At 39.5% G+C, this 16,217-nt stretch carries 16 protein-coding genes; 9 read left to right on the top strand and 7 right to left on the bottom strand.

Annotated elements, in window-relative coordinates:
• Positions 1-239: 239 nt before the first annotated feature.
• Together R1T16_RS09150 and R1T16_RS09155 are read left to right on the top strand one after the other, a co-directional pair.
• Positions 240-509, top strand: a complete 270-nt coding sequence (locus R1T16_RS09150) for an SseB family protein (protein ID WP_317500958.1) — start codon at positions 240-242, stop codon at positions 507-509.
• A 134-nt stretch (positions 510-643) separates the two neighbouring features.
• Complete coding sequence (locus tag R1T16_RS09155; RefSeq protein WP_317500794.1) at positions 644-1,297, top strand: hypothetical protein; 654 nt, start codon at positions 644-646, stop codon at positions 1,295-1,297.
• A 382-nt stretch (positions 1,298-1,679) separates the two neighbouring features.
• Here R1T16_RS09155 and R1T16_RS09160 read toward each other — a convergent pair whose 3' ends face one another.
• Positions 1,680-2,576 carry a DUF4421 family protein gene (locus R1T16_RS09160; protein ID WP_317500795.1) on the bottom strand — a complete coding sequence of 299 codons (897 nt, stop codon included), beginning with the start codon at positions 2,574-2,576 and terminating at the stop codon, positions 1,680-1,682.
• 173 nt (positions 2,577-2,749) lie between these two features.
• Here R1T16_RS09160 and R1T16_RS18410 point away from each other — a divergent pair, with 173 nt between their 5' ends.
• Together R1T16_RS18410 and R1T16_RS09170 are read left to right on the top strand one after the other, a co-directional pair.
• The gene (locus R1T16_RS18410; protein ID WP_411162024.1) at positions 2,750-3,418 is read left to right on the top strand and encodes a DnaJ domain-containing protein; all 669 of its coding nucleotides are present in this window, start codon (positions 2,750-2,752) and stop codon (positions 3,416-3,418) included.
• Between the two features lie 378 nt (positions 3,419-3,796).
• Positions 3,797-4,375, top strand: coding sequence for a hypothetical protein (locus R1T16_RS09170; RefSeq protein WP_317500796.1), 579 nt, complete (start codon positions 3,797-3,799; stop codon positions 4,373-4,375).
• Positions 4,376-4,378: 3 nt separating this feature from the next.
• Here R1T16_RS09170 and R1T16_RS09175 read toward each other — a convergent pair whose 3' ends face one another.
• Positions 4,379-5,098, bottom strand: coding sequence for a glycosyltransferase family 2 protein (locus R1T16_RS09175; RefSeq protein ID WP_317500797.1), 720 nt, complete (start codon positions 5,096-5,098; stop codon positions 4,379-4,381).
• The gene (locus R1T16_RS09180) at positions 5,095-6,348 is read right to left on the bottom strand and encodes a hypothetical protein (RefSeq protein WP_317500798.1); all 1,254 of its coding nucleotides are present in this window, start codon (positions 6,346-6,348) and stop codon (positions 5,095-5,097) included. The genes R1T16_RS09175 and R1T16_RS09180 overlap by 4 nt, the downstream gene beginning before the upstream one ends.
• Positions 6,349-6,482: 134 nt before the next feature.
• On the opposite strand from R1T16_RS09180, the gene R1T16_RS09185 reads away from it, so the two are divergent.
• The gene (locus R1T16_RS09185) at positions 6,483-6,848 is read left to right on the top strand and encodes a VOC family protein (RefSeq protein WP_317500799.1); all 366 of its coding nucleotides are present in this window, start codon (positions 6,483-6,485) and stop codon (positions 6,846-6,848) included.
• Positions 6,849-6,890: 42 nt separating this feature from the next.
• Positions 6,891-7,376, top strand: a complete 486-nt coding sequence (locus R1T16_RS09190; protein ID WP_317500800.1) for a DUF1572 domain-containing protein — start codon at positions 6,891-6,893, stop codon at positions 7,374-7,376.
• Positions 7,377-7,865: 489 nt separating this feature from the next.
• Here R1T16_RS09190 and R1T16_RS09195 read toward each other — a convergent pair whose 3' ends face one another.
• From R1T16_RS09195 to R1T16_RS09205, 3 genes are all read right to left on the bottom strand, one after another.
• Positions 7,866-9,143 carry a glycosyltransferase family 4 protein gene (locus R1T16_RS09195; protein ID WP_411162025.1) on the bottom strand — a complete coding sequence of 426 codons (1,278 nt, stop codon included), beginning with the start codon at positions 9,141-9,143 and terminating at the stop codon, positions 7,866-7,868.
• Positions 9,144-9,166: 23 nt separating this feature from the next.
• Entirely contained in the window at positions 9,167-11,620 is a 2,454-nt protein-coding gene (locus tag R1T16_RS09200; RefSeq protein ID WP_317500801.1) for a YfhO family protein, read from the bottom strand.
• Between the two features lie 125 nt (positions 11,621-11,745).
• Complete coding sequence (locus R1T16_RS09205) at positions 11,746-12,012, bottom strand: DUF4834 family protein (RefSeq protein WP_317500802.1); 267 nt, start codon at positions 12,010-12,012, stop codon at positions 11,746-11,748.
• Positions 12,013-12,136: 124 nt separating this feature from the next.
• Between R1T16_RS09205 and R1T16_RS09210 the strand changes: the two genes are divergently transcribed.
• From R1T16_RS09210 to R1T16_RS09220, 3 genes are read left to right on the top strand one after another with little or no spacing between them, the layout of a single operon-like run.
• Positions 12,137-13,105 (top strand): transporter, encoded by a 969-nt coding sequence (locus R1T16_RS09210; protein WP_317500803.1) that lies wholly within the window; start codon positions 12,137-12,139, stop codon positions 13,103-13,105.
• A gap of 2 nt (positions 13,106-13,107) precedes the next feature.
• Positions 13,108-14,226: a GTP cyclohydrolase gene (locus tag R1T16_RS09215; protein WP_317500804.1), complete on the top strand. Its 1,119-nt coding sequence runs from the start codon at positions 13,108-13,110 to the stop codon at positions 14,224-14,226.
• Between the two features lie 51 nt (positions 14,227-14,277).
• Positions 14,278-14,484 (top strand): hypothetical protein, encoded by a 207-nt coding sequence (locus R1T16_RS09220; RefSeq protein WP_317500805.1) that lies wholly within the window; start codon positions 14,278-14,280, stop codon positions 14,482-14,484.
• Positions 14,485-14,722: 238 nt separating this feature from the next.
• Here R1T16_RS09220 and R1T16_RS09225 read toward each other — a convergent pair whose 3' ends face one another.
• Complete coding sequence (locus tag R1T16_RS09225; RefSeq protein ID WP_317500806.1) at positions 14,723-15,988, bottom strand: aminotransferase class I/II-fold pyridoxal phosphate-dependent enzyme; 1,266 nt, start codon at positions 15,986-15,988, stop codon at positions 14,723-14,725.
• Positions 15,989-16,217: the final 229 nt, after the last annotated feature.

Genomic DNA, 16,217 nt, shown 5'->3' on the forward strand with positions numbered 1-16,217 from the left:
AATGGAGTGGAGAAATCTCATTTAAAATCCTGAGATTTCTCCATTCCGCTACGCTTCAGTCGAAATGACACCTGAACCACACAATAACTTAATTGAGAAATAAATTATTAAAAAATAAACTATCGAAGTGAAGAACAGTAAACTTTCTATTCTATTAGACATATATCAAAAGGAAAAAGGAAACAGTGACGCCTACAAAGATGTTATAATGGAACTTCTTAACGGCGATTCGCTGCTGTATTAAGGACAAGCCAGAAAATCAGGAATCGGCTACAGAGGGCGAAAGCAAAACACTACGATTAAGCAGTGTATTTAATATCGACGGCATAAACGTACTGGGAGCATTTACCGATGAGCAGGCATTGTTCAGTTGGGCAAAGCAACCAATACCGTATAAAATGCTTGAATCAAAAGATGTTATAAAGCTTTGTGAAGAAACTACTATCAGCAGGATTGTGATCAACAGCGGTTTGCCAACCATGTTTGTTCTGGAAAAGAATGTTGAGTAAAGAGAAATAGTGACCACACACTAAGCCCTGTTCTTAATTGAAGGGGGCTTTTTTGCACTAACAATATTAAGGACTAAAAATCAGTTAATATAGTACACCCATTACTATTAATTACGAGATCCTTATTTTTTGTTTTGCTCACAATCCTCTTTGTTGGATGCCACAAGGAAAAGCCTGAAATTATTGCTACTAATAGTATAAAACCTACCGATACTATAAGTATTGCATCAGATTATGCTGAGTTTAAGAATTCGGTATTAAAACATAAAAAAGAATTGTCCCCCCGTCCATATAAAGAAATATCTGATTATTTCTTTACACTTATCAACAACGATATTTATTTATATTGGAAAGGTACTCCATGGGACTTTTATGGTACTACGCGCATACCAAAGTCGGGTACCATTGCCTGCGGTTATTTTGTTACCACTACGCTGGAAGATGTAGGCCTTAAAATTAAGCGCAGGGAACTTGCCGAATGCCGTTCAGGCGATATGATAAAAGCGTTATGCACCGATATACATTCGTTTACGAAATTAGAAAAATTAAAGGCATGGCTTAAGTCTCAGCCAAACAATTCTGTTTTTATAATAGGGCTCGATTTTCATACAGGCTATATCATTAAGGATTCTTCTGATTGTTATTTCATGCATTCTTTCTATGCCAATAACATAGGTGTTGTTAAAGAAAAAGTAGACGAATCAACGATACTTCAATACAACAATTACGTTATGATAGGCAGCCTTACGGCAAATGAGAAGTTGTTAAGGAAATGGGTTGAGAAATAATTAAAACAGGTTCTTTCTTACTTCAGCTTAATTTATATATTTGATTTACTCAAAAAGCAAAAAATAACTGAATGCCAATTATAAAACTTTGGAATGCCGTTGGTCTTGGATTAATCATTAATCATCCAACAGGTATTTATATATCTAATCAAACCGGAGGAACTGCCCGCTGGTGCGAGCGTCTCGCTCGTACCCAATTTAATATGGACACGAGCCAGAGCCTCGCGCCAGCGCAAAAGAGATTCTTCAACTTCGCTGCGTTGCGTTCAGAATGACAGCTTCACTCAAACCCAATAATGGCAACACGAGCACCCCGCTGGTGCGAGCGTCTCGCTCGTACCTAAATTAATAAAGACACGAAGCGATTAGTCGAACGTAACCCCTACTTCCTCTTAAAAACGCTATCAAAGTGCTTTATATACGTAATCTGAAGGTTTACCGAAGTAAGGCTAAAACTATCCGTTGTGTAATACAACAATTTGTTATTCACGAGGAAAGACATACCAATACCCCAGTCATTTTTGTGGTAGCCTGCACCGCCACGGGCAAAGGCTGTTGGGTATAGCTTTATTTTTCCATCTTCAAGCACATCAACTTCATTACCGGCATTAACCCCTACTGTTGCCATTCCTGAAAGCAGCCAGTGTTCATTAATAACCCATGAATAGCCATATCCGGCATTAACGCCTAACTGAAAATTATTTACACTGCTGTTTCCTGCGCCAAATGCCTCTTCAAGCCGTATCCTGTAATGGTACGCCCCGCCTCCCAATAAAAAGCTCCCCGCCGATTGCAGCTGTTTTTCGGTTTGTTCCAGCGCTGCCTTTGTAGAAAAGCGCTTGTGGTTAAAAACATAGGTCAGTTCTCCCCCTATCATTTGTGCAGAAGTGGAAGGATAAAGCGTAACGTTGCCGTTATCATTATAAAAGCCTTTGTATTTTTGATAGTACAGGTCTACAAGAATCTTTTTGCCGTAATTATGGATTTGGAAATCAACCGATTTTGTATCGCCATAGTCTTTTTCGGCCGGAAAGATACCGAAGCTCGAACTAAGATTTACAACAGTATTCTTTAGCGAAAAACCGAATCCGAGGCGTACAGGATTATTTGGAGAATAATCTTTGTCGTTATGTCCTATCACGATTCCGTTTCGCGAAACAAAGGCTTTTACCATCATTTTCTGTGGATATTGCCCTATGTAGGTAGTATCAACCGACTGTCCTGACGAATTTTGGCTAACAGCAATAGTTATCAGTAAAAAATAAAACCTTAAAATCATTAAAGCAGATAAATAAGTTATTCCGCAAATATAACGACTGGTTGAGCTATTTGGTATGAAGGGCGGGTTAAATAGGCTGTATGAGACACACTCCGGCGAATGCAATAACCAGCAACCCTAAAGCCGATAACTTAATTTTTTCTCTTATTTTTACAGTTCCAACGGTTGCCTAAATGACGGACTACTATAAAATACTTGGCGTTGCACGCAATGCATCACAGGACGAAATAAAGAGAGCCTACAGGCAGCTCGCCGTGCAGCACCATCCTGACAAGAACGATGGCGACAAAGCAAGTGAGGAGCGATTTAAGGAGATATCGGAATCGTACATCATCCTTGGCGATTTACCCAAACGCAATGCCTACGATTATGCGCAGGACAACCGCAGCCACCATCACGGCAAAAGCACGGCTGAACCCGGACAGGCAACGCCTGTAACCTTTCTTACGCTGTTTAAAAGGATAAAGACAAAGGTGCTTAATGCCGGAGGCCAGATCAATGAAATCAGACTTTTTAATGTTATCAACGACCTGTTGTCTGACGAAACCATAAGGCTTTTGGTTACTGCCAACGATATTGTTACAACAAACCTAATCCTCGACGAAATACTGGTTTCCTGTATTTTCCTTCCTGACGAATTTAAGCTTGTCATTCATGAAAAGCTGCTCAAAATATGCAATGGCGACCATCGTTTTAGCGCAAAAATAGAAATCCTGACGAAACCTAACGAAAAGAAGATCAACCGGACGGCAAACGTGACCAATACAGACAGCGAAGCAAACAGGCCGGTGTTCTTTCTTATCGTGTTTTTAATCTTGATTATACTGCTTGCGGTGTTGTAATTTAAATCATTACCATGAAATATGTGTTCTTTATATTGTCCATTCTACTTTTAGCATCTTGTTCAGAATCAGACAAAGATTATATTAAATCCGTTGAGAAAACTATAGGTACTCCTATTGTAAATTATAAAGATATACGCCATCAAAATTTCGGACCTTCAGGACAGTCGCTTAAAGTTATAGATGTGACATTTACAGAACACGATCTTGCTGAATTACTAAAAAAGATTGATACGACAAAGTTTAAAAAGACGAATAAACATTACTATCAAAGCATAGAGACTGATCCTGAATTTCATTCCGTTATAATTTCAAAAATCGATAATCGCATAAGATGCACTATACGTAGCAATTAACAATGTACATTTACATAACATAATGAAAACCACCCTCCTACTCCTGTTTACCCTCTTTCAGATAACAACGTATAGCCAAAACAAGCTGGTAAAAGACCTTGATGCCGACCGCGTAATGGATTCGGTGTATGTTGATACCATAAGGTCTGTTATAGTATGCCGTTTGTCTACACAGCAATTCAGGAAAATGGAAAGCAAGCCAATTGAGATACTCAATGAATCATCGGGCATTGCAGCCGCTAAAAATGGCTTTTACTTTAATAACAACTGGATGCGGGCGGGTTACAGTAACCAGTTTAGGTATGATGCGAAAACAAAAAAGATAATGCTTATTGGCATGAGCCGCTACGAGTTTGGCAATGCTGCCAACGATGGCAGTGGCGAATCGAGTGTAAACCTAGTTACGGGAAGTTACATTGGCAACTGGAATTACTATGACCAGGAAAAAGAGGAGCTTATCAGCATCCCAACCATTAAAACTAAAATCAAACTTACGGCAACTGACCTTGAATCATTTAGTGAAAACACGTACTTTGGCTTTGCCGAAAAGTGTTCAGGACTTTATTATAAAGGAAAAGAGAAGATGATTAATCGAAAATAGGTATCACTTCATCCCCAGCATTCCGTATTTCAGGATGCAGTAAATTGCTTTAACACCGTCTTTCCAGTTTATTTTCTTACCCTCTTCATAAGTCCTTCCGTAGTACGAAATGCCAACTTCGTAAATCCTTATCCTTTTTATCCTTGATATTTTAGCGGTTACTTCGGGTTCAAAACCAAAACGGTTTTCGGTAAGCGTCAGCGATTTTAATATTTTGGCATCAAATAGTTTATAGCAGGTTTCCATATCCGTCAGGTTCAGATTGGTAAACATATTAGACAGGAATGTAAGGAACTTGTTACCTATGGTGTGCCAAAAGAATAGCACCCTGTGTGGATTGCCACCCATAAACCGCGATCCGTACACTACATCGGCGTGTCCGTCCAGTACAGGTTTTAAAAGTATATTGTATTCGTTTGGGTCGTATTCAAGGTCGGCATCCTGAATGATGATAAGATCGCCGGTAGCCTCCTTGATTCCGGTATGCAGTGCTGCGCCCTTACCTTTATTTTTCTGATGCCTGAAGAATGTCATCGCCAAATCGGAATTCTGAGACATATAGTTCTCAATAGCGCCTACGGTGTCATCGGTAGAAAAATCGTCTATTATAATGATCTCTTTTGTTATGCCGTCGGGCAAAACAGCAGCCTTAATTTTATTCAGTATTAAATGCACTGTTTTTGCTTCGTTAAAAACAGGTATAATTATAGATAGTTTTTTCATTCCTGAACCGGTACTATTTTGGTACTGTATCGCTGTGCATAAAATTTCCCTGCCAATACTATGACAAACGGAAAGAAAACAAGGTGGAACCTGTCGCCCTGATGGGATGAAATTCCTGATAATGCAATGGTATACAGTATGTAAAAACTGATTAATGTATAAACGTCGGGCTTTTTATAACCGCTAAAAAAATAATAAAGTGCGAATATAATGCCTAAGGCGGTAAAAATACGATTCTGATACTTCGAAATTATGATAAAAGCTTTTTGCACACTATCGAAATACCCTGTTCCTGCCTTGTTTTTACATATCACGATACAGTCGTTTGGCGTTTTTGTATTCTCTACGATATTTATGAAATATCCTTTTACCAGATTTAATGTATTGCCGCTCAGCTGGTCTTTAAAATCTTTTGCAGCGACAGCTTTTGTTTCGGTATGCGGGAGGCTAAAGATATAGTCCATCCGTTTTTGAATGCCTTCTTCAAAAGTCCCGCCCGTCTTAAGGGTCATGGCCGTGTTGCCCAGGTAATTATAATAGGTTACGCCATCAATATAACTAAGGGTAAAATCGCCGTATTCCTGCTTAACTTTAACGCATTGAAACACGATAAGGCCAACACTAATATAAATAAAGGCCATACTGTACTTATAAAAATTCTTTATCAGTACCCCGCCAAAAACTAGCAGGAGCACGATGGCCAAAAACTTTGTCCCGGGTTTTATAAGCACCATAAAAAGCAAAAGCCCCAACGCGATAGATAAATAATGGAACGACTTTGCAGCATAATATCTGTCAATCAGCCAGAAGACGAGAAGCGTGAAAAATGTATAAATACCTTCGGTTAGCAGGTGGAAATTTACGAATGCCAGCCCTAATATCGAATAGAATGCTAATGCAAATATAAAGGCTTTACGAACCGTAATCATTTTTTTCAGAAAGCTAAAAACCAGCAGTGCAGAACCAAGCCAGCTCATTATATTAATGACAAGGCTGAAGTCAAAAACCTCCGCGTTGCCTCCTCCAAAGATATACGGAATCCCAAAAATTAGCGCCATTCCAAAAGGCCTGTAACAGTGTGCTTTAAAGTCGTGATAAAAAAGATCGGCAGCCTGCCTGTAACTTTCCGAATCAGGGTAAATGTGGTGCTGGTCGTAAACCTGAAGCAGGCCGTTTAGCAGCGTAATCCAGATAATGCCAATAAAAACTAATAGAATTTGGTATTTATAATGCTTCAAAAAGCGGTTCATCCTTTATTTTTTGTAAAAATAAACTTTTTTTTGAATAGTGAGAATTTTCAGGTTTTATCACGTAGTACAATCTATTAATTAACCGGATGCTATATCTTTTTTAATATCTTTAGGCCTCCAAAACTAATTATACCATGAATCTCAATGCCAAATCATTACGACCGTTTATAGGGGCAAAAGACTTTGAAGTATCACGCAGTTTTTACCGCGACCTGGGTTTTGAAGAAACTGTTTTATCACACGATATGTCGGTTTTCAAATCAGGTGATACTGCCTTCTACCTTCAGAAAGCCTATGTAAAAGACTGGATAGACAACACCATGCTATTCATGGAAGTAGACGATGTGAACCGTTTTTGGGATGAACTACTTGCCCTAAAACTGACCGATAAATATGAAACTGCAAAGATTTCTCCAATACGCTATGAAGACTGGGGCAGTGAGTGTTTTGTGCATGATCCGTCGGGAGTGCTGTGGCATTTTGGGGAGTTTACTATGTAACAAATTTTCATAATTTGAATTTACAAACTGACAATCAACATCATGACCACTTCAAAACAAATTGCAAGACATTTACGGGAGGTATTTTTCGGCGGTAACTGGACTACAGTCAATTTAAAAGATACCCTTGCAGACGTAACCTGGCAGCAGGCTGTTGCCAAAGTGTATGATTTAAATACTATTGCAGCGCTAACCTACCACGTAACATATTACGTGACTGCCGTTACGAGAGTGTTGCAGGGTAATACCCTTGACGCCAGCGATAAGCTTAGTTTTAGCCATCCTCCTATTGCTTCAGAAAGCGACTGGCAGAAAATGCTTGAAGGGATTTGGGCGGAAGCCGAACAATTTGCCCTGCTTATCGAGCAGCTTCCCGAAGAAAAGCTATGGGAGGACTTTACCGACCCCAAATATGGCATCTATTACAGAAACCTTATCGGAATAGTAGAGCACCTGCACTATCATTTAGGCCAAATAGTACTCGTTAAGAAGCTTATAATTACCGAAAATATAAGCCACAGCTCTTAGAATGAATATAAATTACAAATTCTTCTTTACGTCCTCTTATGCTTCAAAGTCAAGCATTCTGAGGGTTTCCATGTTAAGCGAATGTAAAATCTGCATTTTTTAGCTTTAAAATTTAGAATATTATTATAAAAACAATTGCTACATATTGTGACTTTGGCACATTAATTGTATCTTTGTCATAAGAAATCTCGAAGCTTAGGTTTTGAGGTTTGTTAATAATTGGTTGGTTGGTTTGTTAAGTCCCGTCATTTTGCTAAAAATGGCGGGATTTACTTTTTATACCATTTGGTATTAAAAATTGAAGAATTTAATGATTGAAAAATTCTCTGGCCGACTATGAAATTTTACATCTGAAATCTCATAAGAAATTGGGTCGATTTTGAAAAACCAAATGCGTAATATTATTTTTCAAAACATTGATTTACAAACAACTAAGCACAGCTAATTTTACGCACGAAAACGGCGTTTTGAGAGCGGAAAGCGTAACAATTACCCTTTTAAAAGTTGGACTAATTGCGCAGTAAGGTTTTTGCGTGAATACTGCTGCAAGCCTATAGCATTCGATTTTAAAGCACCTTCAATATATTGGTTAAACCACTGTAGCAAAGCATTCTTTAGCTTTTCCTTTTCGTTATAAGTAACAAAAATGCCTGTATTGGTCGTTTGGACAATTGACGCAAAATCGGCTCCATCCGGCCCGATTGCTAAAATTGGGCGTTCCGAGACCATATATTCAAACAATTTTCCGGGTATGATACATTTGGTTTCTTCCGAATCGATCTCCACCATAAGCAGCACCTGCGACTTTCGCTGCTGCGCTACGGCTTCGGCATGCGGTACGTAGCCAAGGCTGTTTACAAAGCCCGAAAGCCCCGTATCATCAAGAAAATCAAGCACTTCCCTGCTTACAGCACCTATCAGTTTCAGTTCAAACTTATATTTAAACTGCTCGTTTTCAGCAGTAAGTTCTGCTAAAGCTTCCCAAAGTATCGTAGGATTACGCTCAGAAAGGAATGAACCTATGTGCGCCAGCGTAAACTTCTCGTCCAGAGATTGTTTGGCTACCGTTTCAGTGTCATAGCCATTGGTAATAACCGTTATTGGTTTTGTAGTAAGTGCTTGGAATTCAGCCTTTGTTGTCGGGCTTGTTACCAATACATCATCGGCTGTATTTAGTACTTTTCGCTCCAGCTCTTTATGTTTTTTTGCTGCCGAATCACTCAACTTTAAGGCTTTATGATACCCTATAGTCGTCCATGGATCACGGAAGTCAGCTATCCATTTCACATTATGCAACTGCTTAATTTTTAAGCCTATAAGGTGCAGGCTGTGTGGCGGCCCGGTAGTGATTATGGTATCAATACCATTTTCTTTTATGTATTTAGAAAGGTACTTTACAGATGGCCTGACCCATAGCACACGTGCATCGGGAATGAACAGGTTACCCCTCACCCACAGCATGATACGCTGCAAAAAAGACTGTTTTTTCTTTTGGGGAATGATGCCTGAGCTTATCTTTTTGGTACTGCTCTTAGAGAATGCCGAAGCCCACGCATAGGGTTCGGTAATCCTCTGTTTCAGGATGGTTACATCCTGCCTAACTTCCTTTAAAAGCCCTTCGTCCACAAGCGGATACGTAGGGTTTTCAGGAATGTAAACTATTGGTTCAATGCCAAAATCAGGAAGGTACTTAACAAACTTAAGCCAGCGCTGAACGCCGGGACCGCCCGCAGGAGGCCAGTAATAAGTAATGATAAGTACCTTCATTTTGTATATTGATTAATAAGCTATTACGCTTCTTTTAGAGCTTTTTCTTTATTCTTCTTTTCGGTATAGATACCAAAGCAAACAAGCGCTACCATAAGGATAAAGCTTATCAGTGCTATGGTACTTCCGGTCTTAACTACCCGTGGCTCAAACTTAAATTCTATTGTATGTTTGCCCGCTGGAATTTTAAGCGCACGTAGTGCATAATCTGCCTCAAAGTGAGGCACTTCCTTACCGTCTATATAAGCATTCCATCCAGGAACATAATACATTTCAGAGAATACTGCCACCCCTTCGTTTGGATTATTCGACTTATAAACCAAATAATTAGGCTCATAAGATGTAAGTTTTATAGTTGCGGTACTGTCTTTTACAAAAGTCGTTTTGGTAACCGCATCAGGGAATTTTGTCTTGTTTACAATCGCCGATTCTTTGGTATTCATCTTATTAAGACCCCTCATTTCTTCATCCGGTGTGCTCACGATCTTCAGTTTATTTACAAACCACGCATTACCATTAGCCTGGCCATTAAGTGTAGGCACTTCCTGGCCGTCTTCACCCTTTTGAATAACGTACTTAACATTCAGCATATTAAGCACATCCATGTTATTTTTAGACAGTTGGTATTCAAACAACTGCTGTAGTTTTCTAGGTTTTGCGGCATGGTAGCCTCCAAGCGATTTATGGAAGTATGATGCACGGGCGCTGTTAAGATTACCTTCAATATCAAACACCCTGTAATTTGTGGTATCCTGCATAATCTGCTGATCTGCAACAGTTGGCTGAAACGGCATATCTATCTTACTGGCACTCTGGAAAGCAGTCGCATCCACATATCTTTTATCTACAAAGAAAAGGTCAGCCACCATAAAAAGGCCTACCAGTATAATAGCCATAAACTGAGAGATACGCTGTTTGTTGTTCAGCCAAAGCACAAGGCCTGAGATAAGTATTAGAAATCCTGAACGCAGCAGATCTGCACTAAACATTACTTTTCGATCCTCTTTAAGTGCTTCAAGGAATCCCGGAGGATAGCTCTGTGCAATTTGCTCATCGCTTAATCCGGCAAAGCTAAACATACCTTTGCAAAGGAACAGCAATACTATTACACCCAATGCCACAGCAGAAGACTGCCATAAAGCTTTGAACTGCTTATCTTTATCCAGCGTAAAAAACGCATTAAGTCCTAACACGGCAAGTACAGGAATACACACTTCAAGTAATACCTGTATAGATGCTACAGCCCTGAACTTGTTGTACATAGGGAAGTAATCTATAAAGAAGTTGGTAAGCAGCGGAAAAAATTTACCCCAAGATAACAGCAGTGAAAATATAGCACCTGCTAAAAAGGCATATTTAATCTTGCGCTCTTCGGCGAACATAGCCAGCACAAAAAGGAAGAATACAACAGCTCCTATATAGGCCGGCCCAGCCGTACTGTACTGGTCTCCCCAATAGGTAGGCATGCCCTGTTCAGCATACATTACAGCCTGCTGCTCCGACATATATTCTCCTTCAGCAACCTGCTGCGACTGAAGATATTCAACGATATGAGAATCGGCAGGCAGTTTTTCGCTCGATGCACCACCAAAAAGGCGCGGTGCTATAAGGTCAAAGCTCTCTGCAATACCGTAACTATAGTCGGTGATGTACTCATAGGTCATAGCATTTGTGCTTTCCTTTGGCTTGCCATCCGGTTCAAAAGTCAGTTCGCTATCGTGGCGTGTACTGTATTTTGCATATTCTGCAGTAGCCATAAGGTTTGTAGCATTAGTACCTACGGCCAATATCCCGGCAACTGCCAGTAAGGCAAGTGAAATTCCCAAATGCCTGTATTCTTTATTCTTAACAATACCTACAAGGAACCATACTCCTATTACTAAAAGCAACAGGAACAGGTAGTACGTCATCTGGATGTGGTTAGCATTTATTTCGAGCGCAGCAGCTACCATGGTAAGCAGCCCCCCGGCAATATAGCGTTTCTGGAATACCATTACAAATCCGGCAATAACGAGCGGCATATAAGCAATGGCATGGGCTTTGGCGTTATGCCCAACTCCCAGTATTATAATTAAATAGGTAGAAAAACCAAAGGCAAGCGCCCCAAAAAACGCCTTAAGCGGATCTATTTTAAAAGTACATAGCAGGATATAAAATCCTAAAAAGTATATAAACAGGTAGTCGGCAGGGCGCGGGAGGAAACGAATGGCCTCATCGATCTGCTTTACATAGTTGTGCGGGTATTTTGCACCCAGCTGATACGTAGGCATACCGCCAAAGGCACTGTTTGTCCAGTACGGCTCATCGCCCGTTTCTTTCCTGAAATCGTTTTGTTCCTTAGCCATTCCCGTATACTGGGCAATATCTGACTGGAATATCTTTTTGCCCTGCATAACAGGATAAAAATAGATCAGTGAAACAATTACAAATCCTAAAATAGCAAGAAAATGCGGGTAAAGCCTGTTTATATTTTTCATAAATGCATTTTGTAAAAAAACGCCGTGAAGATACTTAATTTTCTACAAATGCCCCGAAGCTTACCTGCAATTAATACCCGGCAGGCACAAAAAAACCCTTCATTTCTGAAAGGTTCTTTGTAATACTATTCAATCTCTTCAAAATCAATATACTCGCCTATTTTTTTCTTTTCCTGGGGCTTGTCCTGTTTTGGAGCTGTATACTGCTGCTGTGATTGTTGCTGTTGCTGGTTTTGGTACTGCTGGTAAATGCTTTGTTCTGCCCTTTTTACCGCACTCTGAAAAATTGCCGGCCCAAAAAGCTTAAAGAAGAACTTAACTGCATAATATATAACGAGTAACCAAAAGATGGTCTTGATAATTCCTGTTAACGATGCGGTTTCCATTGTCATAAAGTTTTGTCAAAAATACGTAATCTGTTATTGAAAATTAAATCATGGCTCTTAAATTAATAATAAAATATACTACTTTTGGGAAACCATACGTTTTCAAGTACAACCAATAAACGCGCCAAACATGACCGTTTTCAAGAAAATTTTTCCGCTTGCCCTGCTTTTAAGCGCCGGTATAGCCACTGCCCAATATACAGACCAGATAAATTCTAACCGCCCCGGCGAGTCTATGGGAGCGTTTTCTGTAGGCAAAACCGTGATGCAGGTGGAGACCGGTATTTATGGCATAAAAGAGAAGCATGAGGTGCTTAACAACAAGACTAAAGGTCTTGGCCTTGACCTTACGCTGCGCTATGGTGCTTTTCTTGAACAGCTTGAATTTGTGGCCGACATACAATACCAGTTTGACCAGTTTGAAGACGCTATTTATGTAACTAACCGTAACGATTTCAGGCAGTTTGTAATCGGGGCCAAGTATCTTATCTATGACCCTAACAAGAACTACCACCCTGAAGTAAACATATACAGCTGGAAGGCCAACCACAAGTTTAAATGGCACAACCTTATCCCGTCCGTATCGATATTTGCAGGAGCTAACCTTATCGGAAAAAACAACCCGTACTCGTTTCCTGATGACGGCCTGAGCCCAAAGGTAATTGCCATTACCCAGAACCGTTTTAACGGCGTGATATGGACAAACAACTTTATAGCTGACAAAATTACCACAGACTACCCGAGTTATGGCATAATTTCTACCCTTACAAGGGCGTTTGCTGCCAAATGGTCGGGGTTTGTGGAACTACAAGGATATAAAAGCGATTTTTATGCTGATGTTGTAGGCCGTGTAGGTGCCGCCTACCTCCTTAACGACAGCATGCAGCTGGATGCCTCCATCAGCAAGAACTTTAAAGACACACCTTCTATATTATATGGAGGCGTAGGCTTTTCATGGCGTTTTGATGCCGATTACCACGACATCCTGCTTCCGAGTCAGGCCGATGCTGAAAAAGACCAGAGCGAAACGGATAAAAAGATGAAGAAAAAGAAGGAAAGAGAAGAAAAAGACAGACTGGATAACGTACCTACAGAATAAACATGATCACGATTAAAGAAGCAAAGACGAGAAAGGAACTTAAGGAATTTGTAAAGTTTTCTTTTGAGCTGTATAAAGACAATCCGTACTGGATACCACCTATCATAAACGAAGAGCTTGACAGCTTTGACAAGACAAAGAACCCTGCCTTTGAGCATGCAGAAGCCTATTTTTACATCGCATACAAAGACGGCGAACCTGTAGGTAAAATTGCAGCAATTGTAAACTGGCAGGAAGTAAATGTACAGCAAAAGAGAAAAGTACGCTTTGGCTGGTTTGATGTTATAGACAATATTGAAGTTACAAGAGCATTACTTGAAAAAGTTCAGGAGCTGGGCAGAAAACACAACCTGGAGAATATTGAAGGGCCAATGGGCTTTTCTAACCTTGACAAAGTAGGTGTGCTTACCGAAGGTTTTGACCAAATGGGTAATATGATAACCTGGTACAGCAACCCCTATTACAAAACACACCTTGAGCAGCTGGGTTACGTAAAAGAGAAGGAATACATTGAAAGCATATTCAGTTTTAGCAATGTACATCCTTCAGTATTTGAAAAAGCAGCCGACCTTGTAAAGAGGCGCTACGGACTTAAAGCACTTGATTTTAAGACAACAGCAGATGTTATGCCTCATGTAGACAAAATGTTTGACCTCTTTAACGACTCTTATAAAGATCTGTCATCGTTTGTTGCTATTACAGAGGTACAGAAAGAATATTTCAAAAAGAAATACATCAGCTTCATTAATCCTGAATATATCAAGTTTGTAGAAGATAAAGACCATAAGCTTGTTGCTTTTAGTATTGTAATGCCTTCGTTCTCTGAAGCATTAAAAAAAGCTAATGGCAAACTGTTCCCTTTCGGTTTCCTTCATCTTTTAAAAGCAAAGAAAAAGAGCAAGGATGTTGTTTTTTACCTTATAGGTGTTGATCCCGAATACCAGAACAAAGGTGTTACAGCCATTATATTTGAAGAATACTTCAGGGTTTTCACAGAAAATAAAATCGAGAACTGCATACGCACACCGGAGCTGGCAGACAACCATTCGATACAAAATCTTTGGAAACACTTTAACCCTGTTATAAACAAACGCAGGAGAACCTATATTAAGAATTTATAGTTCATTATTGTAAATCACGAATTTTGATGGTTTGGACTAAGGCAAAGGGCTATGAAAAAAAAATTTTTTTTAAATGTTGTGCTTTCACTCGTGGTAATACTTGGTGTTAGCTACATTTTTAGGTCTATAACCGAGAATGAAGAATATAATAGCAGCTACAATTTCGTGATAGCTAAAACAGATTTTACTGCTACGGGCAGTTACATTTTATATAATGAAGCTGCTGAGGAATTTTATTTTTCCAGATATATCCTTTAAAGACAAGAAATAATCAAGGCAGGCGATTCGCTTATCAAAGCTGCTAAATCAGACTCTCTGTATATCTATAAGCGGAATTCTCAAGGAGATTATTACAAGGCTTTGGGATATTATAAATCGAGTAGTAAGTATGGCAAGAACGACTATAAATAATTTTCGTTTTTTAACGCCAACTAATGAAATAAACACAAAAAAGCCCATGCAATGCATGGGCTTTTTTTATGATATAAGTGACCGCTTATTGGGCAGATACGTCTACTTTAGTCTTAGCAGCGATTTCTTTGTAAGTACCGTTCTCTAATTTCTCACGAATAGCCTCATATGCGGCAAGCGTTTCGTCGATATCAGTTTTAGTGTGGTTAGCCGTAGGGATCATCCTTAAAAGGATAATACCTTTAGGAATTACAGGATACACAACAATAGAAAGGAAAATACTATAGTTCTCTCTAAGGTCGTTTACCATTACCATCGCTTCTGGGATACTTCCTTCAAGGTAAACAGGCGTAACGCAAGTATTGGTATCACCAATATTGAAACCTTTTTCTTTAAGTCCGTTTTGAAGGTAATCTACGTTTTCCCATAGTTTATCTTTAAGCTCAGGCGTAGTTTTAAGCAGTTCAAGACGTTTAAGAGCACCTTTAACCAATAGCATTGGTAACGATTTTGCAAACATCTGCGAACGCAGGTTGTATTTAAGGAAGTCGATAATATCTTTATCAGCAGCTACAAATGCGCCTATGCTTGCCATAGATTTTGCGAAGGTAGAGAAGTAAACATCTATACCATCCTGGCACTCCTGCTCCTCGCCTGCTCCTGCACCTGTTTTACCAAGTGTACCAAAACCATGCGCGTCATCTACCAATAGTCTGAAGTTATATTTTTCTTTAAGGGCAACGATCTCTTTAAGTTTACCTTGCTGGCCTCTCATACCAAATACACCTTCGGTAATAACAAGTATACCACCGCCTGTAGTTTCTGCCATGTTAGTAGCACGCTCAAGGTTTTTCTCAAGGCTTTCTACATCATTGTGCTTATAGGTAAAGCGTTTACCCATGTGAAGGCGAACACCATCAATAATACACGCATGAGAATCTACATCATAAACGATAACGTCGTTTTTAGAAACAAGAGCATCTATTGTAGAAACCATTCCCTGGTAACCGAAGTTTAAAAGATAAGCCGATTCTTTTTGTACAAAAGAAGCAAGTTCCTGCTCCAGCTTTTCGTGCCATGAAGTATGGCCGCTCATCATCCTTGCACCCATCGGGTACGCAGCACCATATTCTGCAGCCGCATCAGCATCAGCTTTACGCACTTCAGGGTGGTTAGCAAGTCCCAGGTAATCATTTATACTCCAGTTGATAACCTCTTTACCGTGAAACTGCATCCTGTTTGCCAGAGGGCCTTCCAGTTTAGGAAAGACAAAATAACCTTCTGCCTGAGAAGCCCACATTCCAAGAGGGCCTTTATTCTTCTGTATCCTTTCAAAAAGATCTTTTACCATAATTCAAGTCGAGTTTTGTGCTTTAAAAAACGCACCAAAAGTAATTATTATATTGCTCACATCATAATAATTTTTATAATCAGTTTAAGAAAAAAATGAGTTTTGCGACTACCGCCGTGCAACTGCCAAACCACCGATTTTTAAATAATATTAATCACCAGTTTCAGTCCTCAATGTTATTATTGAATGAAAATTAAACAAAACCTTAACAGTTTGAAAAAAAATTATA

It is taken from the genome of Flavobacterium sp. DG1-102-2 (assembly GCF_033042555.1).
Classification (GTDB): Bacteria; Bacteroidota; Bacteroidia; order Flavobacteriales; family Flavobacteriaceae; genus Flavobacterium.